The sequence below is a fragment of the Pseudomonas danubii genome, assembly GCF_042980055.1.
Taxonomy (GTDB): Bacteria; Pseudomonadota; Gammaproteobacteria; order Pseudomonadales; family Pseudomonadaceae; genus Aquipseudomonas; species Aquipseudomonas danubii.
On sequence record NZ_CP116502.1, the window covers coordinates 6,647,697 to 6,667,399 of the forward strand.

Sequence of the window (19,703 nt, forward strand, 5' to 3'; positions counted from 1 at the left end):
CGCCTACGTGACACTTTTACTCACTGGTTTCCACCTCCAATCCGACCGCTTGCCAATCGCTGAACCCCTCATCAAGGCGTCGCACCTTGAAGCCCTTGGCCCGTAGCAGGGCTGCGGCATTCTGTGACAGCACGCAGTACGGACCACGGCAGTAGGCCACTAGCTCTTGATCGGTGGACAGTTCGGCCAGACGCTGTTCCAGGTCCGCCATCGGGATGTTGATTGCCCCAGGCAAATGCCCTTGAGCGAACTCCTCCGGCGAACGTACGTCCAGCAGGGTCATGCCGCCTTCCTGCAAGCGTTGACGCAGTTCCTCACGGGATATGCCCTCCAGTCGCATCGGCTGTTGCTCGCTGTCGGCCAGCAGTTGGCGAATCTGCCCATGGTTGTAATCGACGTACTGACGCAAGGCGTCCAGCAGGCTCACCAGCGGCCCCGGGCTCAGGCTGTAGAGCACCCGTTTGCCATCACGCCGGGTCTGTACGAACCCGCCTCGCCTCAGCTGCTGCAGGTGTTGCGAAGTGTTAGCCACCGAGAGCCCCGAGGCTTCCACCAGGCGCTCCACCGGCTGCTCGTCGCGGGCGATGTGCTCCAGCAGGATCAGGCGATGGTGGTGGCCGAGAATACGTGCCAGCTCAGCCATCTCGGCCAGGGGCTGCTGGGGGGAAATCGAATCGCTCATTGACAGCTCCTGCTGTTTTATTGATCATTCAATCACTTAATTGAATGAAAACCTATCACACCCATGCACAAGGCTGAAGCACAGCCCGTCGCACTTCAAGGAGTCCTTAATGCATGAGTTCGTCGCGTTGATTTCACAGGCGCTGCTGTTGGGCATAGGCGCTACCTTGATCCTTGATCTTTGGACGCTGCTTCTGGCGCGGGGGCTGAACATTCCTGGTGCCAACTGGGCCATGGTCGGCCGCTGGATAGGGCATTTTCCTCACGGGCGCTTCGTGCATCCAAGCATCGCCCAAGCCGCCGCGGTACCCGGGGAGCATGCGCTGGGCTGGCTGGCGCACTACCTGATCGGCGTCGGCTTTGCCGCCCTGTTGCTGCTGATCTGCGGCCTGGAGTGGGCGCGACAACCGACCCTGGCACCGGCCCTGATCATCGGCGTGGTGACGGTGGCTGCGCCGTTCCTGCTGATGCAACCGGGCATGGGCGCCGGAATCGCGGCGAGCAAGATGCCTAAGCCGAATGTGGCCCGGCTGCGCAGCCTGATGGCGCATTCGGTGTTCGGTCTGGGACTGTATGGCGCGGGGATGTTCTGGGCGTGGGTCCAAGAGCTGACCGCGTGATCGGCCATCCAGCCCGCGTCCACTAGGCTCCGTTCTCAAACCGTCACTCGGGAACAGGTGCCCTCGGCTGGCTTTCACTGATCAATGTCAGCCCCAAAGTGGGTTCTTTTCCGGAGTGGCAGATTTTTCTGCCCCCTGTATCAGCTCCATCAAGATGATGGAGCTGACGCACTCACCCCCCTCAGAAACAAGGCACTCACAGCCAAGATCAAGACTCGACGTCGTTGCTGTGGTAGCACTGGTCGCCGTTGTCGCGCTGATCCGTCACCTGCGCAAACGGCGCAAGACCCGGCATCGTTGACACGGCGCTTTGGGCACATCGGGAATTTTCATACTGAACCGACGACTTTATTTCGTTTGTCCCAAGCCCTCGCCAACGGCTTAGATAACGGCTCGTTTCCGGCACCCAGAGCCCGCATCCATGAGCCACGAGAACATCAGCCGTTCGCTTTCCACCGTCCACCCGATCCGCCTCAGCCACGGGCGCAACGCCGAAGTCTGGGACAGCGACGGCAAGCGCTACATCGACTTTGTCGGCGGTATCGGCGTGCTCAACCTGGGGCATTGCCATCCGCGGATCGTCGCGGCCATCCAGCAGCAGGCCACCCGACTCACCCACTACGCCTTCAACGCCGCGTACCACGAGCCCTACATCGAGTTCATGCAGCGCCTGGCGGACTTTATCCCGGTGCGTTACCCGGTCAGCGGCATGCTTACCAACAGCGGCGCCGAGGCCGCGGAAAATGCCCTGAAGATCGTCCGCGGGGCCACCGGGCGCAGTGCAGTCATCGCCTTCGACGGCGCCTTTCACGGGCGCACCCTGGCCACCCTCAACCTCAACGGCAAGGTAGCGCCCTACAAGCAGAAGGTCGGAGTGCTACCCGGGCCGGTGTACCACCTGCCCTTCCCCAGCGCCGACAACGGCGTCACCTGCGACGAAGCGCTGAAGGCCATGCAGCGCCTGTTCAGTGTGGAAATCGATGTCGAGGAAGTGGCCTGTTTCATCCTCGAACCGGTGCAGGGCGAAGGCGGCTTCCTGGCCCTGGACGCCACCTTCGCCCGGGCGTTACGCAGCTTCTGTGACGAACACGGAATTCTGCTGATCGCCGATGAAATCCAGTCCGGCTTCGGCCGCACCGGGCAGCGCTTTGCCTTCTCTCGCCTGGGCATCGAGCCGGACCTGATCCTGCTGGGCAAGAGTATTGGCGGCGGGCTTCCGCTGGGCGCGGTGGTAGGTCGCAGGGAGTTGCTGGACGTGCTGCCCAAGGGCGGCCTGGGCGGCACCTATTCAGGCAACCCGATTGCTTGCGCGGCCGCTCTTGCCACCCTGGAGGAAATGACCGATGCACATCTGCAAGCCTGGGGCGAACGCCAGGAACAGGCCATCGTGCAACGTTATGAGGGCTGGAAAGCCGATCGGCTGAGCCCGTATCTGGGACGCTTGACCGGCGTCGGCGCGATGCGCGGCATCGAGTTGGTCAATGCCCGCGGCGAACCGGCGCCGGAACAGTTGAGCGCCCTGCTCGGCAACGCCCGGGAGGCCGGGCTGCTGCTGATGCCCAGCGGCAAGTCGCGGCACATCATTCGTCTGCTGGCGCCCTTGACCACCGAGCCTGAAATCTTTGAGGAGGGCCTGGATGTTCTTCAGGAGTGCCTGGCGCGCCTGTGATTCCCGGCGCGCCTCAGGGCGAGGCTAGAACAGGTAGCCCATGTAGGTGGCAATGCCGCCACCGGCCTGTGGTCCGACGTTCATGCCAGCCATGACCACTGCGCCCTTGGCCGAACGCAGCAACTGCTCGTTGACCTTGATCGAAGCCATCATGGTCGCCGGGTTGCTTCCCAAAAAGACGGCCAGGGCCAGTAGCTTGGGGTCCAGGCCGAACAGCAGGGCCGTGGCCGAACCGCCCACCACCAGTCCGCCACCGACTTCGGTATAGAAGCAAGGCCCGGTGATGTCGTCCTCGGTCAGGTCCCGGCTGCGAAGGGCATCGCTGACAAAGACCTTGCCGGTGCTGGGAAAAGCCTCCGCCGCACCGGCACCACTGACGCTCTTGCCCTTGACCTGGATATTGACCTTGCCGAAACGCGGCAGGCGCCCACCAAAGCCGGCGCCCACCCCCAGACCGCCGTAGCGATAGCTGACGTCCTTGCCCTGAGGCGAACGCAGGGTGATCGATCCACCACCGCCGGCCACTAGGGCGATGGTCAGGCCGCCACCGCTGGCGGTCTGGTACAGCCATTTACTTTCGTTGACCGGAATCGGAATGCTGAGGTTCATGGGGTCAAAGTCCTTTTGCTCTTTGTGTGGCTCGTCCGCGCTGGCTGATGACACCCACCAGGCCGGCCAGGGTAAATACCAAACCGATCAGGCCGAGCACACCCGGGGTGGCCCAGAGTGCTGCCGGGTCGTCGATGACCGCGCTGTTGGCCGGCCGCTCAGGCTGGTAGTACACCCGCACGGGCTGATCTTTCTGGTAGCCGAAGATAAAGCCGCCCTGGGGGTAGGAAATTTTCTCACCGCTGCCGGTGGTAAAGGCGATCTCGGGGTGCGAACCACCGGCGTTCAGGTCGCTGACGATACCGTCGGCGATCTGGGCACTGGCGATGAATTCGCGACGATCGAGGGTGAGATTGACAGCAATGGCCAACAGGCCAATGCCGATCAGAACAAACAGCAGACCCTGGAGGATCTTGCCGAGGCGTGACGGGGTGGAGTTAGCCATGGGCTGTCTCGATATTCGTCCGTGAAAGAGGGAGGCCACGATAGCAAGAAACCTACCCCCAGAAAAACCGCCGCAGCGGCGTTCAGGCGCCCAGGAGATCCGCTTGAGCGCCGCTGCCAGCGCTTACAAACCGAATACCCGACGGGCATTGCCCTGGAGGAATTTGTCCGCAATGGCCGGCGGAAGTTCCAGCGCTCGCACCTGTTCCAGGCATTTTTTCAGCGACAGCTGGGGGAAGTTGCTGCCGAACAACACCTTGTCCTGGCCATAAGTGCGCATGAAGTGCAGCAACTGTGGGGGGTAATAGGCCGGCAGGTAGGCGGAGGTATCGATGTGGATGTTGTCGTGCTTCCAGGCCAGACCGATCATCTCGTCGGTCCAGGGGTGCCCGATATGCCCGCCAACGATCACCAGTTCGGGAAAGTCCAGGGCCACCTCGTCCAGGTACGGCACGGGCCGCCCGGTTTCCGAGGGCATCAGCGGCCCCGTATGACCGACTTGGGTACAGAAGGGAATGCCCAATTCGATGCACTTCACATACAGCGGGTAATACCAGCGGTGATTGGGCGGCAGTTTCCATAACCAGGGCACGATGCGCAGAGCCTTGCAGCCCAGTTCCTTGACGGCCCGTTCCAACTCGGCCACCGCCGCCATCGGCCGGCTCAGGTCCACCGTGGCCACGCCGACGAAACGTTCGGGAAAGGCCCGGGTATAAGCCGCAATCTCATCGTTGCTGAACACCCAGCCCTCGGGCCGGCACCAGGCCGAAAGCATGAGTTTCTCCACACCTGCCTGGTCCATCAGTTCCACCGTGTGTTCAATGCTCAGGGCCTGGTCCAGCAAATGCGCGGACCCGGACTTCTCGAACAACCGCGCCACTTCCGGCAACAGCGCCCGGGCACGGCCGTTGGCCGGCTGCGCCCAGGCATCGATGGCGCCCCGTTTCAAGGTCATTGGGCGGTCCCCCCTATGTATTCAAGATCGAAACCACAGGCTAGATCCGGACCTTGCCGCCAACAATGTCCGCAGCGCTCATCAGGCTTGACCCATGTGTTCAAGCCATGGATAAAGCTTTCCCCTTCCCGACACCCTCGCAAGGACGCTCCATGACCGATCAAACCACCCCAGAGCAATGGCCCCCTGCCGGCTGCCCGCCCCTGGCCTGGCCGGATCTGCCTGATCAAGCCGCGCGGCTGAGCTGGTACCTGGCGGTCATCGGTGCCTACGGTGCGCTGTGGGAAGGGCACGTCAACGAGCCTGAATTAACCCCCGTCAGCGAGGAAGCGCTGGTGGCCCTGGAGCAGCGACTGGGCTGTGCCTTGCCGCCATCTCTGCGCGACTATCATCGGCAGCTGGGGGTCTTGTCCCTGGCGGAGATCCTTTGCAGCGTAGGCCCCGGCCATACCCCGATCCAGCCTCTGCTGGAGGCCTACCCTGGCATTGTCGATATCCCCGAGAGCGATCTGGACCTGGCACTGGCGCACCAGCTGGTCGCTTTCGGCGACTACCTGGGCAACGGCAACCTGTTCTGCTTTCACCGGGAAAGCGGAGCGGTCTACTACTTCGACCACGACACAGGCACAGCGCTGACGCGCTTCTTCGACTCCCCCGAGGAGTACCTGGATGCGCTGATGCTGCTGTGCTTGGCGGAGGTGTATGAAGACGATGACATCGCCGAAGCGCTGATCAGCCAGCGCTACGGCGAGGACCTGGTGCGCAAGTGGCGCTACTGAACGGCGATCAATCAGTCACGGCGCCCACTGCCGCACCGATCAACACAAAAGGCAAGAGAACGATGGTGAAGACGCCCATCCACATCCCCATGTAGGCGTTTTCAACCTTTTCCGACAGTCCGTGTTTTACCGGCGCGGTCTCGGTGCTCAGGCTGGCAGAGAGCTCATAGCGGTAGCTCTGGGCATCCGCATCTCTGCCGCCTTTACGCGTGCATGGGGTCGTTGACTGACTGGCGTAGATATCTCCAACCTGACGAGGCGCCCCGCCCGGACGGGCTTGACGGGAATTGAACTCGGCAATCGTCGACTGCAACCGCGCAGTTTCATCTTTCAAGGCATTCTCGCAATCACTTTCGACTTTGAACGGAGCACTGACCTTCTCAACTCTATCCACCCACAGGGTGCGTTCCAGATACAGCTTGAGCCTGGCACCCTCAGGGTCTTTAAGCTCATAGATCGAAAGTCCGCTCATTGTCTGCCTGCCAGTATCGGACAGGGCCTTGAACTCATCGGTGGAGAGCCGTTGATTGAGGGTGTAACCATAAACCTGTGGGCCCACGACCCGGGGTTTGGCTTGCGAGGCGCATCCCCCCAAGGATGAAACGATGAGCGACAGGCTCACTACTGTGCACATCACCCTTTGCATAAAATCTCCCTGATCTCCATGAATGGCTGAAAGCCAGCGGCGAGATTACTCGAGTTTCGCCTCTATCACTCACCGAACAAGGATGCTCCATGCTGCAACGTGCCCTGATCTGCACACTCCTGACACTGATTGCCTTACCCGCCAACGCCGCGCCGACCAAAGTCGAACGCCGTTGCGGCTGGTTCGAGAACCCGACGCCGGCCAATGCCTCCCTGACCGACCGCGACGGCGTCTGGGAAATCGCCAGCCAGGGCGGTTATCAGGCGGAGGGCGACTGGCCCACCTTCAACGACCAGCAATGGGTGCGCACCAACAACCACTACGGCTACGGCTGTGCCTGCGTCAGCGCCAGTGCTGATCCACAGACACATCGCCTCGACCAATTGCACAAGGCCAAGGCCCGCCCGCTGTCTGCCTGTCGCAACGATCCCAGCCTGTACGAACCCTTGCGCGAGGAAGCCGGAGTTCCGGTATTGCCCATGGATTCACCACGCTTCAAGGCCCAGGGCTTCAGCCTGCAATACCCCAAAGGCTGGAAGCTTGGCCAGGCGCAGAACTGCCTCACCCTGGACCACCCGAAAAAACGTCCCCAGGAGGAATACACCCTGCACCTGTGCCTGCAGCAGGGCAGCCTGGAACAGGCCGCCGAAGGTTTGTTTTTCTATCAGGAAAACGGCGTGTGGATGCGCAGCGCCGGAAGGGATGAACCCAGCCCGGTGCAAGAGATTTCAGGCCCCGGCTGGAAAGGCCTGCTGGCCTATCAGACCTGCGGCATCAGCGATGGGGACACCGGCTTTCACGCCTATGGCGGCACCTGCCTGATGGCGCTGATCGACAGCGGCCAGCGTCAGGTGGTGGCTGACAGCGTCGGGTTCTTTCAGGACTTCGCCACCCTGAGGGCGATTCTGTACTCGATCCGCTTCGACCCGGCGCCGACAACGCCACCCCACTAGCCCTGTGACTCGGCCCGATACAGGGTTTGCAGGTGGGACAGGCGCAAGCCGTAGTGCTCCAAGTTGCGCCGGCTTTGCGAGTTCACCAGGGCCGTGGCCGCGACACTCCGGGCGCCAAGAGCGGCGGCCTGTTGCACGCGATGGCCGATCAGGGCCCGATGATGGCCCAGCCCCCGGGCGGCCCGGGTGGTAAAGGCAGTGCCCAGGTAGGCCACGCCATTGTCAGCGATGAACAGCGCTGCGCCAGCCACTGCAACACCCCGGTCCCGCAGCAGGTACAAATGCCCGCGCCCATCGTTGAGCAAGCCGCTGAAAGCCGCCTGGTTGATCGGCCGCGCCGCCGCAGGGGTATTGAAGCCTTCGCTGTGCAGCGCGCAGAACCTTTCAAGGTTCAAGGCCGTCACCGGCTCGATATCCAGCGCGGAAGACGGCGGCGCCAGTTCGTCGATCGAAGCGAACAACTGCCCGTGGGTCCAACCCTTGAGGCGCTGCAATGGCTGCCCCTCCAGTTCCAGGGTGCCCGCCACCTTGGCTGACTCAGCGATCAAGGCGATCGCCGGGGCGCAGGCCGCGCAGGTCTGTAACAGCTCGACGAGGCGGCAGGCCTGTTGCGCCCAGTCGCCATGTACCCGGTTCATCATCGGACTGGGATTACCAGCGACGACGAAGGCGCCACACCCCGGCTCGCCCAGCAGGCTGGCCCCATGGGGGTTGCCTGCCAAGTTCGCCAAGCCCTGAACCCGGGCCCGCAGGTATTGGTGCTCCGCGTATTCAAGCGCCAGGGCGCGGCGGCGATCCATATCAGCGACCGCCCATCGGGGTTTCGCTGACCCAGGGCACGCGCACTTGTTCGGCGATGCTGGCAGCCTGCTGCTGCAGGACCTCGAGTTTGGCGCGACGCCCAAACAACCCGCTGAAATGCAGCAGCAGGCGCCCGGCAAAGCCCAGGGCATCGCCACGCTTGCGCGGGATCAGGTGCAGATGGGCATGGGGGATGTGCTGGTTGGTGGCCCGACCATCATTGACCAGCAGGTGGGTGCCTTCGACGCCGTAGCCGGCACGCCGCTGCGCGGCCAGCAATCCATCGAACACCTGATACAGGTGCTGACGGACGAAGCCGGGCAATTGATCGAGCTTTTCCACATGGGGCTGGGGAATCAGCAGGACATGACCCGCCCCCAGGGGATGCACATCCATGAAGGCCATGCAGTGTTCATCGCGGTAAACCACGGCCGCTGGCAGGGTGCCGGCGACAATCTGGCAGAAAATGCAGTTCATCCATGAATCCTCAAGTGACAAGGTGCGTCCTGGCGGGCTACGTCAATGTAACCCACCTTATCCCTCGAAGGCCTGTCCCTTGAAGACTCATTCTTGGAGAGCCTGTCCGCGAAACAGGCCTGCGGATCAGTCCAGGGCCAGATAGGCGCCGGCGTCGACTTCGATCATCACCGGCTGGCGGATATCCCTGAGGCTCTGCAGCAGTTCCTGCAACTGCGCCGGGGTGTCGGCGCGATGGTGCGCCACATGGAAGCTCTGGGCCATGGCCCGGAAGTCCGGAGTGAGGATGTCCACCCCCAGCGGCGCGATGTCCCGGGCCTGCATGTAGTCGCGGATCTCGCCGTAGCACTGGTTGTTCCACACCAGCAGGATCACCCCGATCTGCGCTTCCTTGGCGGCGATCAGTTCGCTGCTGGCGAACTGCAAGCCGCCGTCCCCCACCAGCGCCACCACCGGACGCTCGGGCCGTGCCAGCTTGGCGCCCATGGCTGCCGGCAGGCCGTAGCCCAGGGTGCCGTAACCGCTGCCGGCGTTGAACCAACTGGCCGGGGCCGGTGCCTGGTAGCCGCAGGCGCCCTGGTACACCGGTTGGGTCGAGTCGCCCACCAGGATCGGACTGCCCAGGGTGTCGCGCAGCAGGTCGAGCAAGCCTTGCAGGCCTTGTTGCTTGGGCGTCCAGCCCGTGCGTTCGGCCTGGTTGACCCGCTGCACGCTGTCCACGGCCCAACGACCGCGAGAGCTGGGTTGCAGCACTTTGCCAAGCAAGGCTTGCAAGCCTTCCAGGGCATCGCCCACCAGGCCGACATGGGCCCGCTGCACGCCCATGACCTGCATCGGGTCGATGTCCAGGCGGATCAACGAGCCTTTGAAACGCAGCGGGCCCAGGCCAAAGAAGTCGTAGTCGGTTTCCCCCAGTTCAGTGCCCACGGCCAGCACCACGTCGGCTTCGTCGATCAGCGCCCGGCCATGGGCCGATGACTGCACGCCGTCGAGCAACAGCGGGTGCGCGCAGGGCAACAGGCCCCGGGCGTTGGTGGTCAGGGCCACCGGTGCTTGCAGGCGTTCGGCCAACTGGCGCAGCGCCTCAGCGCAACCCCGGGCGCCGCCGCCGGCCAGGATCAACGGCCGGTGAGCGCTGTTGAGCAAGGTCGCGGCCGCTTCGATCGAGGCTCCGGCCGGGGCCGGAGCACCGGGCAGGCTGCGGGGCATCAGGTTGAGGTCGGTGGCGGGCATGTCCAGCACATCCAGGGGAATCTCGATGTGCACCGGCCGTGGTCGCGCGCACTTGAACACGGCAAAGGCCCGGGCCAGGAGCTCCGGCAGTTCCGCAGGCGACTGCAGGGTGTGACTGAAGGCGCAGACCCCGGCCACCATCGCCCGCTGGTCCGGCAGTTCATGCAGATGGCCGTGGCCCAGGCGCAGGTGCTCGCGACGGTTGACCGTGGAGATCACCAGCATCGGCACCGAATCGGCGTAGGCCTGGCCCATGGCGGTGAGGATGTTGGTCATGCCGGGGCCGGTGATGATGAAGCACACCCCGGGCTTGCCGCTGGCCCGGGCATAACCGTCGGCCATGAACCCGGCGCCCTGTTCATGCCGCGGGCTGACATGGCGCAGGCGGCTGCCGTGCAGGCCGCGATACAGCTCGACGGTGTGCACGCCGGGAATCCCGAACACCGTGTCCACGCCATAACCTTCCAGCAAACGAACCAGCGACTGGGCACAGGTGGTCATCGACTACTCCTCTTGTTCTTATGCGTCCGGACGACACCCTGCGCCCGGCTGATGTCGAAGGACATTAGTCGCTGCACCCGAGGCGCAACAATCGAAAAAAATCGCGACGATTGCTCAATAAAATTCACGCTTTGCCGTTGCGGCGCGGCTCCGGGTGCAAGCGAGTGATGCCCTGCAACTGGGACTTGACCCATTCGCTGAAGGCCAGCACCACCGGACGCTCGGCCTTGAGCAGATCGGCCACCAGGTAGTAACCGCGGTTGGATTCGATCTCGGTGCCGAAGGGCTGCACCAGTTGCCCCCGAGCCAGGGCCTCGCCGCTGATCAGGTTGTCGCCCATGGCGATGCCCTGGCCGGCGATGCAGGCCGACTGCACGAAGTGCGCGTCGGCGAAGATGATGCCCCGGCGTACATCGACATTCGGCGCCCCGGCCGCCGCCAGCCAGACCCGCCAATCGGAGTAGTCGATCATGTGCAGGAGCAAGGCGTGATCGAGCCCGTCGAGGGTTTTCAGGCCGCCCATGGCATTCACCAGGCTCGGGCTGCACACCGGGAAGTAACGCAGGGAAACGATCTTCTGTACATGCTGGTTGGGCCAGTCACCCATGCCGTAGGCGACGAACAGATCGACGCTGCTGTCGCTGGTGTCGCCCGGAGTGCGGGGTGACACCAACTGCAGTTCCACCTGGGGATACAGCGCCTGGAACTCGGCGATATGGGTGCACAGCCAGTAGGTGGCGAACCCCGGCGGGCTGCTGATGCACAGCCGGCCACTGACCTGCTGGCCATCGGAACGCTGCCCGGCCTCGAGGATATTGGCCAAAAGCAGGTGAATGTCCCGAGCGTAGCGCTCGCCCTGATAGGTGATGCGAATGCTGCGGCCCTGGCGCTCGGTCAGCGCAAACCCCAGGGTCTGCTCCAGGCTCTTGATCTGGTGGCTGATGGCACTGGGGGTCAGGTTCAGCTCATTGGCGGCTTCGGCGACACTGCCCAGGCGGGCCACCGCGTCCAGCGCGCGCAGGGCGGTCATGGAGGGATAACGCATACCGATCAGGCCTCGACTGCAAAAAAACGAGTGGCAGCACCATAGCTGCAAACGTGGTCCGGCAATAGCCTTGTCCGTCGCCGGAAAAACCGTCCATTGCTGAAAAAAATTACCGGGTCCGGCTAAAAAAGCTCGATTGACCCCAGGCCATCGATGGCTAATTCTCCAGCCCTACCCTGTGCCGGGTACTGCCCGGCCATCGCACAATAACAAGAGGGTCGACCCTTGCAATCGCAGCCCAACTCCGTCAATCCCGTGGTGGCGATCGATGATCTGCACAAGAGCTACGCCGATCACCACGTGCTCAAGGGCATCGCCCTGCGCGCCAATGAAGGTGAAGTGGTCTCGCTGATCGGCTCCAGCGGCTCGGGCAAAAGCACCCTGCTGCGCTGCATCAACCTGTTGGAAATTCCCTGCAGCGGCAGCTTGCGCATCAATGGCGAAGAGGTGCGCATCAAGACCGATCGCGCCGGCAACCCCCAGGTCGCCGACCCGGCCCAGGTGGCACGCCTGCGCACCCAACTGAGCATGGTGTTCCAGAGCTTCAACCTGTGGCCCCATCGCACCGTGCTGGAAAACGTTATCGAGGCGCCGGTGTATGTCCTCGGTGAAGATCGCAAGGATGCCATCGCCCACGCCGAGCACCTGCTGGAAAAAGTCGGCCTGGCCAACAAACGTGACACCTTCCCGTCCTTTCTGTCCGGTGGCCAGCAGCAGCGTGTGGCCATCGCCCGGGCCCTGGCCATGCGCCCCCAGGTGCTGTTGATGGACGAACCGACCTCGGCCCTGGACCCGGAACTGGTGGGCGAAGTGCTCAAGGTCATCCAGGGCATCGCCGAGGAAGGCCGCACCATGATCCTGGTGACCCACGAGATGGCCTTTGCCCGGGATGTGTCGAGCAAGGTGATGTTCCTCCACCAGGGGCTGGTGGAAGAGGAAGGCCCGCCGCAACAAGTGTTCCTCAACCCGGTCAGCGAACGCTGCCGGCAATTCGTCATGGCTCAGGAAAACCGCGTCTGACGTCCCGCTTCAATCCTTGAAAACAACAACTTCGATAAAGGGTAAAGCCATGAAAAACCTGCTCAAGGTGCTTGCCACCGGTTGCCTGTTCAGTGCATTGGCCAGCCACGCCGTGGCCGCCGACAAGATCGTCTTCGGCATCGCCCTGGAACCCTACCCGCCGTTCTCGATGAAAAGCGGCAACGGCAACTGGAGCGGCTTCGAGCCGGAGCTGATCCAGGCGCTGTGCGAGCGCATGCAGGCCCAGTGCCCGCTCAAGGAAGTGGCCTGGGACGGGCTGATTCCGGCCCTGCAATCGAGCCAGATCGACGCCATCCTCAATTCCCTGAGCATCACCGAGGAGCGCGAGAAGGTCATCGATTTCTCCGCGCCCTACTACCAGACCCCAGCCATGTGGGTCGCCGACCAGAGCCTGGAGCTTGCGACCACCCCCGAAGGCCTCAAGGGCAAGCTGATCGGCGTGCAGGGTTCGACCTCCAACGCCACCTTCGCCAAGACCTACTACGGCAAGACCTCGACCCTGCGCTACTACACCACCCAGGACGACATGATCGCCGACCTGCAGAGCGGGCGCATCGACGTGATGTTGGCCGACGCCCTGACCATCGAGCCGATCCTCAAGACTGCGGCCGGTGCCGGCCTCGCGGACAAGGGCCTGGCGCCGAAAGACCCGCTGTTCGGTTCCGGCATCGGCGTCGGCCTGCGCAAGGGTGACAGCGCCCTGCAGCAACGGATCAACACCGCCCTGGCCGCGCTCAAGGCCGACGGCACCTACGACAAGATCCGCAGCCGCTACTTCAGCGTCGACATTTCTGCCAACTAAGCCGTCCGGCGCGCCCGTTTGCGCGGGCCGCCGGCGTTGACTGGATACGTCATGATTTCTCTGTCCGACCTTTCCCAACTGTTCGTCGCCGACGGCTGGCTCGGCGCCCTGGCCCAGGGCGCGCTGGTGTCCCTGCAGATTTCCGCTGGGGCCTTCGTCCTCGGCCTGGGCATCGGCCTGCTGGTGGCGATGATCAAGCTCAAGGGCCCGCGCTGGCTGGTGAAGCTGGCCAACGCCTACACCACCCTGTACCGGGCCATGCCTGAGCTGCTGCTGATTCTGCTCCTCTACTACGCCGGCACTGACCTGTTGAACATGGCCATGGCCGCCATGGACCGGCCGAGTGTCACGGTTAACGGCTTTATCGCGGCGGTACTGGTACTGGGGATTGTCCAGGGCGCCTATTCGGCGGAGATCATCCGCGGCGCGATCCAGGCCATTCCCCACGGCCAGATCGAAGCGGCGCGGGCCTACGGCATCGAGCGCTGGCTGCTGGTGCGGCGCATCCTGCTGCCGAGCATGCTGCCCTACGCCATGGCCGGGCTGTCGAACCTGTGGCTGGTACTGGTCAAGGACAGCGCGCTGATCAGCATCGTCGGCTACAGCGAACTGCTTTCAGTAGGCAAACAGGCGGCCGGTTCCACCAAGCACTACCTGGTGTTCTACCTCGCGGTCGCGGCTTTCTACTTCGTCATCACCCTGGTGTCCGGCAGCCTGTTCCGTGTGCTCGAACGTCGCACCAACCGCTGGCTGCCCCAGCACTAGGAGACTCGGATGGACTTTTCCTGGATCAACGGTTTTTCCACAGAACTGCTGCGCGGCCTGGGCATCACCCTCAAGCTCCTGCTGCTGAGCGGAATCTGCGGCTTTGCCCTGGCGGTGGTGGTGGGCCTGGGCCGGGCGTCGCGCAACCCTCTGATTCGCGCACCGATGCAGTTCTATATCAGCGTGTTCCGTGGTACGCCGCTGCTGGTGCAGATCTACATCCTCTATTACGGGGTCGGCAGCCTGTTCGCCGCCTACCCGCCGATTCGCGGCAGCTTTCTCTGGCCCTACCTGCGTGAAGGCTTCTGGTACGTGGCCCTGGCCCTGACCCTGAGTGTCGGCGCCTATGTCGGTGAAGTGCTGCGCGGTGGCCTGCGGGCCGTGCCTCGGGGCGAACTGGAAGCGGCCCGCGCCTACGGCATGGGTTACTGGCTGACCCTGCGCCGGGTGTGGCTGCCCCGGGCCCTGGAGCTGGTGCGCCCGACCCTGGTGGGCGAATGCGTGCTGCTGCTCAAGGCCACTGCGCTGGCGTCCACCGTGGCGGTCACTGATTTGCTCGGCGCCGCCAACCTGGTGCGCGCCCAAACCCTGAAGGTCTACGAGCCACTGCTGGCGGTGGCGCTGATCTACATCATCCTGGCCTTCGCCATTGAGCATCTGTGCGCACGCCTGGGCAACCCCGAACGAAACCGGGCCCCCCAGCGTCAGGCCTGAACCCATTGATTGCACGGGCAACCAAGCCCGTGAGGAGAACAACATGCGTTACTCACCTTTCGTTCAGCGCATCAGCGGCGAATCCGTCAGCGCCTGGGATATTCACTACGCAGCCATCGAGGCCCGGGGGCGCGGCGAGGACGTCATCGTCCTGAGCGTCGGTGATCCGGACTTCGCCACCGATGCGCGCATCAGCGCCGCCGCCAGCGCCGCCCTGGAGCAAGGCGACACCCATTACACCCATGTCCTCGGCCGCCCGGCCCTGCGCGAGGCGATTGCCGCCAAGCAGCGGCGCCTGCTGGGCATCGATGTCAGTGCCGATAACGTGGCCCTGGTGGCCGGTGCACAGAACGGTCTGTTCGCCACCTGCCTGTGCCTGTTCGGCAGTGGCGACGAAGTGCTGGTGCCCGAGCCCATGTACCTGACCTACGAGGCGTGCGTGCATGCCTCCGGGGCGCAGATCGCCTGCGTCCAGCAGCCGGCGGCCAACGGCTTCCGCCTGACCGCCGCCGCGCTGGAAGCCGCGCTGACCGACAAGACCCGGGGCATCGCCCTGGCCACGCCGTGCAACCCCACCGGCAACGTCTACAGCCGCGAGGAGCTGGAAGCCGTGGCCGAGGTGGCGCGCAAGCATGACCTGTGGGTGATCTCCGACGAGGTCTACGGGCAACTGACCTATGACCGCGAACACCTGAGCATCGCCTCAATGCCAGGCATGGCCGAACGCACCGTGATCCTCAACAGCCTGTCGAAAACCCACGCCATGACCGGCTGGCGCGTGGGCTGGGTGATCGCCCCACCGGCCTTGGTCGGGCACCTGGACAACCTGCTGCTGTGCATGCTCTACGGCCTGCCCGGGTTTATCCAGGAAGCCGCGCTCAAGGCCCTGGAGCTGGATGAAGAAGTGATCGGCAGCGCTCGCGAGGTCTATCGCCGGCGCCGCGATCTGGTGGTGGCCGGCCTCAAGCCGGTGCAACTGCTCGATTGCCGCGAGCCCGAGGCCGGGATGTTCATGCTGGTGGACGTGCGTCGTACCGGGCTGTCGAGCATGGATTTCGCCTGGCAGCTGTTCCGCGCCACCGGGGTCTCGGTGCTCGACGCCCAGGCCTTCGGCGCCAGTGCCGAGGGCTTCGTGCGGATCTCCTTCACCGTCGCCGACGACGTGCTCAAGGACGCCTGCCAGCGCATCGCCGGCTTTGTCGAAACCCTGGGCGCACAACGCTGAATGCATGACCCGGGCCGCCCCGCGGCCCTCGTACCTCTGACAAGAACACTGCTGCGCCTTACTTTTTTGCCCACCTTTGAAGGGCCCCCCTGCTTGAGAGGTTGACCCCGTGACCGCTTCCGACCAATTCAACTCCACCCATAGCGCCGTCGATCAATACGCCGAACTGGTGCTGCACAACGGCCGGATGTACACCCTCGATCCGGCCCAGCCCTGGGCCGATGCCGTAGCGATCCGCCAGGGCAAGCTGATCGCGGTGGGCAGCCTCGCCTCCCTGGCTTCGCTGATCGGGCCCAACACCCGTCAACACGATCTGGATGGGGCCTTCTGCATGCCCGGCCTGCACGACATGCACACCCACCCGGACCTGGCCCTGGCCCCGCGCTACGCCGATGACCTGGACGTGGGCATCGAAGACCCGACTCCCGAGCAACTGGCCGCGGCGATCCACGCCTACGCCGACAGCCACCCAGGCGATGGCTGGATCTACGGCCAGTACTGGGTGCGCTACACCTTCCGCGAAGCCGGCCTGACCCCGGGCCGCGAGTGGCTCGACAGCGTCATGCCGGACCGTCCGGTGGCCCTGCTGGACCGCATGTGGGGCACCATGATGGTCAACTCCAAAGCCCTGGAACTGGCCGGTATCGACCGCCACACCAGCGACCCGCGCAACGGCTACCTGGAGCGCGATGAACTGACCGGCGAACCCAATGGCCTGCTGATCGACGGCGCCTACGCCCTGATCCACGCCGCCATGCCGCCGACTCCGGTGTCGGTACTGCGCCGCGCCTACCGTGATGGCGTGCACTTCCAGACCTCTCGCGGGGTCACCGCCACCAAGTACGTGCACGTCTGCGAGAACCGCCTGCAAGCCCTCAAGGAACTGGACGATGCCGGTGAGCTGACCCTGCGGGTGGAGGCGGCCATCAGCTGGCAGGACGATATCTTCCCGGTGCGTCGGCGCTGGGAGCTGCTCAGCGGCGAGCGGCATTTCTATCGCAGCGCCCGCCTGAATGCCAACGCGGTGAAGTTCCATTTCGACGGCACCGTGGAGCCCAAGTCGTCCTACCTGCTGACCCCCTGGCCGGAAGAGTCGAGCTGGCGCGGCAAGCTCAACCTGACCCCGGAACACATCACCGACATGGTGGTGGACATGGACAAGCGCGGCCTGCGGGTGATCGCCCACTGCACCGGCGACGGCGCTTCCGACGTGTTCCTCGACGCCGTGGCCGAAGCCCGGCGGCGCAACGGCAACAGCGGCATCCGTCACCAATGCGCCCACAGCACCCTGCTGCACCCAGGCAACCTCAAGCGCTTCCAGAGCCTGGACGTGATTGCCGAGTTCTCCCCGGCGGCCTGGTACCCGACGCCATTCGCCAGCGGTGCGCGTTCCGGCTACGGCCAGGAGCGCCTCAAGCGCATCTATGACTTCAAGGGTGTGCTGGCGGCCGGCGGCATCGCGGTGTTCGGCACCGACTGGCCGGTGGCGTCCATCGACCCGTGGCTGGCCCTGGAAACCATGGTCACCCGGCAGAACCCGTGGAACCAGGAACCCGACACCTTCGGCGACCCCATCAGCCTGGAGCAGGCCCTGCAAGTGGCGACCCTCAACGGCGCCCACGCCATGGGCCTGGAACACCTGACCGGCAGCCTGGAGGCTGGCAAGTCGGCGGACCTGATCGTCCTTGACCGCAACCTGTTCGCCCAGGACGCGCGCAACTACATCCACCACACCCAGGTGCAACTGACCTTCGTCGAAGGGCAACTGGTCTACGACCGCCAGGGCATCTTCAGCGACACGCCGTTGCAGGCAGTGTGGGAAGGCCTGCCGCCGGTGATCGAGGGCAAGGAATAATGAACAGCACCCCGAGCATTCCGGTCACCGTGGTTGCAGGCTTTCTCGGCGCCGGCAAGACCACCCTGCTCAACCGCATGGTGCAGCGCGCCGACAGCGGCCGGCTGGCGGTGATCGTCAATGATTTCGGCGAGCTGAACATCGATGCGGCGATCATCGCCGAGGTCACCGACGCGGTGTACAGCCTGCAGAACGGCTGCATCTGCTGCACCGTGCAAGAGGACCTGCTGGCGCAACTGGTGAGCCTGTCCAAGCTGCGCCCGGCCCTGGAGCGAATCGTCATCGAGTGCAGCGGCGTCTCCGACCCGCAGCGTATCGTGCAGACCATCGGCTACCCGCAATTGCGCAACCGCCTGCACCTGGACGCGGTGATCACCCTGGTGGATGCCAGCGGCTACCAGGACCTGGAAGGGGAAATGGCCCGGCTGTCCCGGGCCCAGGTGGCCTGCGCCGACTGGGTGCTGCTGAACAAGGCCGACTTGGTGAGCGCCGAGCAGTTGCAGAGCATTCGCGCCAGCCTCGGCCACCGTGCCCCGGTGTTCGATACGGTGCAAGCCGAGCTGCCGGCGGAGTTGCTGCTGACGCCGCCGGTGCGCTCCACCGAAGTGTTGTTCAAAGCCCTGCCCCAGGCCCACGACGAATTGTTCGAAAGCTGGGTGTGGAAAAGCTCGCGACCGCTGCAGCCCAAGGCCCTGCGCGACTGGCTGGCGCACCTGCCCGCCGACCTGCTGCGCCTCAAGGGCCTGGTGCGCCTGGAAGGCAATGAACAACCCTACTGGTTGCAGCATGTGGGCAACCGCAGTCAGTTCACCCTGGCCACAGGGCAGCCCACCGAGCATGCCGCGCAGTTGGTGTTCATCGCCCGCCGGGGCAGCGATCTGCGTCAGGAACTGGAGGCTGGGGTCAGCGATACACAAGTGCTTTGAACGACAGGGAATCTGTGGCGAGGCGTCCGGTCTGATGAGGCGCGGCTGCCGGGCCGTCGCTTGGTCCGTGACAATAGTGTCCGGGTCCAATAGATTAGGCGCCCCCGAAAATGCCCCCCCGGGCCTTTCGCGCCTCAAACCTGTTAAACCAAGTAGTGGATGTTCAATGCCTGATTCCAACACCGAAGAATCCGTGATCGCCCTGTCCAACAAGGCCGAATACGAAAACGCCATTCATCTTTCCCAGCACGTGTCCCAGGCCAAGACCATCAGCGAGATGGTGCTCGACGCCTTCCACAGCTCGAAAGAAAGTGACCAGATTCGCGAACTGCGTGCAGCGATTCGCCAGGCCCACGACCGCTTTGACGACGACACCGCCTATGAACTCATGGGCCAGCTCAAGCAACTCAAAGACGCCGAGGCCGCCGACCTGGCCGCCCTGGAAGACCTGAGCAAGAAATTCCCCATCAGCCGGATTCTCTCCAGCTACAAGGACGACCCGGACTTCCAGGAACTGGTCTACGGCCTAGCCCTGAAAGTGCTGAACCAGACGCACCAGGCCATCAGCAACCCCAGCGGTGGCAAGAGCAAGGCGCGGCCGAAGAAGGAAATGGAAGTGTTCGCCATCAGCAAGGACGGCATCAGCGTCACCCTGCCGATGCGCCCGCGCTCCAAGGCCAACGTCGACCGTGAAGCCTTCGAATTCCTCGGTTTCAGCTTTGTCGGCGAAGGCGATGAGGCAGAGCTGGAAAGCGAAATGTTCCTCGACAAGAACGGCAACGAGCAGCAAGCGACCCGCAAGAACATCATCACCGCGATCCAGCAACAGACCGCATTCGAAGGCTACAGCGCGCAACAACAGCTGTAACCTGGCCCTGTAGGAGCGAGCTTGCTCGCGAAGGCATCAGCCCGACCTGAGCGCCGAGAAAAAGCCCCGTACTTGCGTGTGAAGTCGGGGCTTT

Annotated in this window: 21 protein-coding genes; 12 read left to right on the forward strand and 9 right to left on the reverse strand. The window is 64.0% G+C overall.

Features of this window, described 5'->3' with window-relative positions; all coding sequences use genetic code 11:
• Positions 1–16 precede the first annotated feature (16 nt).
• The gene (locus tag PFZ56_RS29920; protein ID WP_102880838.1) at positions 17–682 is read right to left on the reverse strand and encodes a metalloregulator ArsR/SmtB family transcription factor; all 666 of its coding nucleotides are present in this window, start codon (positions 680–682) and stop codon (positions 17–19) included.
• 109 nt (positions 683–791) lie between these two features.
• On the opposite strand from PFZ56_RS29920, the gene PFZ56_RS29925 reads away from it, so the two are divergent.
• A complete protein-coding gene (locus PFZ56_RS29925) occupies positions 792–1,301 on the forward strand; it encodes a DUF2938 domain-containing protein (RefSeq protein WP_170001469.1) in 510 nt (169 codons plus the stop codon).
• 421 nt (positions 1,302–1,722) lie between these two features.
• Positions 1,723–2,970 carry an aspartate aminotransferase family protein gene (locus PFZ56_RS29930; protein ID WP_170001470.1) on the forward strand — a complete coding sequence of 416 codons (1,248 nt, stop codon included), beginning with the start codon at positions 1,723–1,725 and terminating at the stop codon, positions 2,968–2,970.
• 24 nt (positions 2,971–2,994) lie between these two features.
• Here the strand turns inward: PFZ56_RS29930 and PFZ56_RS29935 are convergent, their stop codons facing one another.
• From PFZ56_RS29935 to PFZ56_RS29945, 3 genes are all read right to left on the reverse strand, one after another.
• Positions 2,995–3,579, reverse strand: a complete 585-nt coding sequence (locus PFZ56_RS29935) for a hypothetical protein (RefSeq protein ID WP_102880841.1) — start codon at positions 3,577–3,579, stop codon at positions 2,995–2,997.
• 4 nt (positions 3,580–3,583) lie between these two features.
• The gene (locus PFZ56_RS29940) at positions 3,584–4,024 is read right to left on the reverse strand and encodes a DUF3592 domain-containing protein (protein ID WP_170001471.1); all 441 of its coding nucleotides are present in this window, start codon (positions 4,022–4,024) and stop codon (positions 3,584–3,586) included.
• A 123-nt stretch (positions 4,025–4,147) separates the two neighbouring features.
• Positions 4,148–4,978, reverse strand: a complete 831-nt coding sequence (locus PFZ56_RS29945; RefSeq protein WP_047305980.1) for an amidohydrolase family protein — start codon at positions 4,976–4,978, stop codon at positions 4,148–4,150.
• Positions 4,979–5,130: 152 nt separating this feature from the next.
• On the opposite strand from PFZ56_RS29945, the gene PFZ56_RS29950 reads away from it, so the two are divergent.
• Positions 5,131–5,757 carry an SMI1/KNR4 family protein gene (locus tag PFZ56_RS29950; RefSeq protein WP_170001472.1) on the forward strand — a complete coding sequence of 209 codons (627 nt, stop codon included), beginning with the start codon at positions 5,131–5,133 and terminating at the stop codon, positions 5,755–5,757.
• Positions 5,758–5,764: 7 nt separating this feature from the next.
• Here the strand turns inward: PFZ56_RS29950 and PFZ56_RS29955 are convergent, their stop codons facing one another.
• A complete protein-coding gene (locus tag PFZ56_RS29955; protein ID WP_170001473.1) occupies positions 5,765–6,403 on the reverse strand; it encodes a hypothetical protein in 639 nt (212 codons plus the stop codon).
• A gap of 89 nt (positions 6,404–6,492) precedes the next feature.
• Here PFZ56_RS29955 and PFZ56_RS29960 point away from each other — a divergent pair, with 89 nt between their 5' ends.
• The gene (locus tag PFZ56_RS29960; RefSeq protein WP_170001474.1) at positions 6,493–7,356 is read left to right on the forward strand and encodes a DUF4087 domain-containing protein; all 864 of its coding nucleotides are present in this window, start codon (positions 6,493–6,495) and stop codon (positions 7,354–7,356) included.
• Here PFZ56_RS29960 and PFZ56_RS29965 read toward each other — a convergent pair.
• The 4 genes from PFZ56_RS29965 to PFZ56_RS29980 all read right to left on the reverse strand — a co-directional run bounded on the left by PFZ56_RS29965 (position 7,353) and on the right by PFZ56_RS29980 (position 11,413).
• Entirely contained in the window at positions 7,353–8,156 is an 804-nt protein-coding gene (locus tag PFZ56_RS29965; RefSeq protein ID WP_170001475.1) for a GNAT family N-acetyltransferase, read from the reverse strand. The genes PFZ56_RS29960 and PFZ56_RS29965 overlap by 4 nt on opposite strands.
• Before the next feature lies 1 nt (position 8,157).
• Positions 8,158–8,634: an HIT family protein gene (locus tag PFZ56_RS29970; RefSeq protein WP_110652257.1), complete on the reverse strand. Its 477-nt coding sequence runs from the start codon at positions 8,632–8,634 to the stop codon at positions 8,158–8,160.
• Positions 8,635–8,760: 126 nt separating this feature from the next.
• Positions 8,761–10,368, reverse strand: coding sequence for a 5-guanidino-2-oxopentanoate decarboxylase (locus PFZ56_RS29975; RefSeq protein ID WP_170001476.1), 1,608 nt, complete (start codon positions 10,366–10,368; stop codon positions 8,761–8,763).
• A gap of 124 nt (positions 10,369–10,492) precedes the next feature.
• The gene (locus tag PFZ56_RS29980) at positions 10,493–11,413 is read right to left on the reverse strand and encodes a LysR substrate-binding domain-containing protein (protein WP_170001477.1); all 921 of its coding nucleotides are present in this window, start codon (positions 11,411–11,413) and stop codon (positions 10,493–10,495) included.
• 225 nt (positions 11,414–11,638) lie between these two features.
• On the opposite strand from PFZ56_RS29980, the gene PFZ56_RS29985 reads away from it, so the two are divergent.
• The 8 genes from PFZ56_RS29985 (at position 11,639) to PFZ56_RS30020 (ending at position 19,609) form a co-directional block, all read left to right on the forward strand.
• The gene (locus PFZ56_RS29985; protein WP_102860358.1) at positions 11,639–12,433 is read left to right on the forward strand and encodes an ABC transporter ATP-binding protein; all 795 of its coding nucleotides are present in this window, start codon (positions 11,639–11,641) and stop codon (positions 12,431–12,433) included.
• A 49-nt stretch (positions 12,434–12,482) separates the two neighbouring features.
• Positions 12,483–13,256, forward strand: coding sequence for a transporter substrate-binding domain-containing protein (locus tag PFZ56_RS29990; protein WP_170001478.1), 774 nt, complete (start codon positions 12,483–12,485; stop codon positions 13,254–13,256).
• A 51-nt stretch (positions 13,257–13,307) separates the two neighbouring features.
• On the forward strand, positions 13,308–14,021 hold the full coding sequence (locus tag PFZ56_RS29995) for an ABC transporter permease (protein WP_170001479.1): 714 nt from the start codon (positions 13,308–13,310) through the stop codon (positions 14,019–14,021).
• A 9-nt stretch (positions 14,022–14,030) separates the two neighbouring features.
• The gene (locus PFZ56_RS30000; protein ID WP_102860356.1) at positions 14,031–14,735 is read left to right on the forward strand and encodes an ABC transporter permease; all 705 of its coding nucleotides are present in this window, start codon (positions 14,031–14,033) and stop codon (positions 14,733–14,735) included.
• Between the two features lie 43 nt (positions 14,736–14,778).
• Positions 14,779–15,960, forward strand: coding sequence for a pyridoxal phosphate-dependent aminotransferase (locus tag PFZ56_RS30005; RefSeq protein WP_110652255.1), 1,182 nt, complete (start codon positions 14,779–14,781; stop codon positions 15,958–15,960).
• A gap of 109 nt (positions 15,961–16,069) precedes the next feature.
• Entirely contained in the window at positions 16,070–17,815 is a 1,746-nt protein-coding gene (locus PFZ56_RS30010) for an amidohydrolase (RefSeq protein WP_103740483.1), read from the forward strand.
• Complete coding sequence (locus PFZ56_RS30015; protein WP_110596369.1) at positions 17,815–18,741, forward strand: GTP-binding protein; 927 nt, start codon at positions 17,815–17,817, stop codon at positions 18,739–18,741. The genes PFZ56_RS30010 and PFZ56_RS30015 overlap by 1 nt, the downstream gene beginning before the upstream one ends.
• Before the next feature lie 166 nt (positions 18,742–18,907).
• On the forward strand, positions 18,908–19,609 hold the full coding sequence (locus PFZ56_RS30020) for a hypothetical protein (protein WP_047305989.1): 702 nt from the start codon (positions 18,908–18,910) through the stop codon (positions 19,607–19,609).
• The last annotated feature ends 94 nt before the right edge of the window (positions 19,610–19,703 follow it).

What these genes read in the sequence shown, in the direction of transcription:
- PFZ56_RS29920 (WP_102880838.1), bottom strand. Translation starts at nt 682, where the DNA reads ATGAGCGATTCGATTTCCCCCCAGCAGCCCCTGGCCGAGATGGCTGAG.
- PFZ56_RS29925 (WP_170001469.1), top strand. Translation starts at nt 792, where the DNA reads ATGCATGAGTTCGTCGCGTTGATTTCACAGGCGCTGCTGTTGGGCATA.
- PFZ56_RS29930 (WP_170001470.1), top strand. Translation starts at nt 1,723, where the DNA reads ATGAGCCACGAGAACATCAGCCGTTCGCTTTCCACCGTCCACCCGATC.
- PFZ56_RS29935 (WP_102880841.1), bottom strand. Translation starts at nt 3,579, where the DNA reads ATGAACCTCAGCATTCCGATTCCGGTCAACGAAAGTAAATGGCTGTAC.
- PFZ56_RS29940 (WP_170001471.1), bottom strand. Translation starts at nt 4,024, where the DNA reads ATGGCTAACTCCACCCCGTCACGCCTCGGCAAGATCCTCCAGGGTCTG.
- PFZ56_RS29945 (WP_047305980.1), bottom strand. Translation starts at nt 4,978, where the DNA reads ATGACCTTGAAACGGGGCGCCATCGATGCCTGGGCGCAGCCGGCCAAC.
- PFZ56_RS29950 (WP_170001472.1), top strand. Translation starts at nt 5,131, where the DNA reads ATGACCGATCAAACCACCCCAGAGCAATGGCCCCCTGCCGGCTGCCCG.
- PFZ56_RS29955 (WP_170001473.1), bottom strand. Translation starts at nt 6,403, where the DNA reads ATGCAAAGGGTGATGTGCACAGTAGTGAGCCTGTCGCTCATCGTTTCA.
- PFZ56_RS29960 (WP_170001474.1), top strand. Translation starts at nt 6,493, where the DNA reads ATGCTGCAACGTGCCCTGATCTGCACACTCCTGACACTGATTGCCTTA.
- PFZ56_RS29965 (WP_170001475.1), bottom strand. Translation starts at nt 8,156, where the DNA reads ATGGATCGCCGCCGCGCCCTGGCGCTTGAATACGCGGAGCACCAATAC.
- PFZ56_RS29970 (WP_110652257.1), bottom strand. Translation starts at nt 8,634, where the DNA reads ATGAACTGCATTTTCTGCCAGATTGTCGCCGGCACCCTGCCAGCGGCC.
- PFZ56_RS29975 (WP_170001476.1), bottom strand. Translation starts at nt 10,368, where the DNA reads ATGACCACCTGTGCCCAGTCGCTGGTTCGTTTGCTGGAAGGTTATGGC.
- PFZ56_RS29980 (WP_170001477.1), bottom strand. Translation starts at nt 11,413, where the DNA reads ATGCGTTATCCCTCCATGACCGCCCTGCGCGCGCTGGACGCGGTGGCC.
- PFZ56_RS29990 (WP_170001478.1), top strand. Translation starts at nt 12,483, where the DNA reads ATGAAAAACCTGCTCAAGGTGCTTGCCACCGGTTGCCTGTTCAGTGCA.
- PFZ56_RS29995 (WP_170001479.1), top strand. Translation starts at nt 13,308, where the DNA reads ATGATTTCTCTGTCCGACCTTTCCCAACTGTTCGTCGCCGACGGCTGG.
- PFZ56_RS30000 (WP_102860356.1), top strand. Translation starts at nt 14,031, where the DNA reads ATGGACTTTTCCTGGATCAACGGTTTTTCCACAGAACTGCTGCGCGGC.
- PFZ56_RS30005 (WP_110652255.1), top strand. Translation starts at nt 14,779, where the DNA reads ATGCGTTACTCACCTTTCGTTCAGCGCATCAGCGGCGAATCCGTCAGC.
- PFZ56_RS30015 (WP_110596369.1), top strand. Translation starts at nt 17,815, where the DNA reads ATGAACAGCACCCCGAGCATTCCGGTCACCGTGGTTGCAGGCTTTCTC.
- PFZ56_RS30020 (WP_047305989.1), top strand. Translation starts at nt 18,908, where the DNA reads ATGCCTGATTCCAACACCGAAGAATCCGTGATCGCCCTGTCCAACAAG.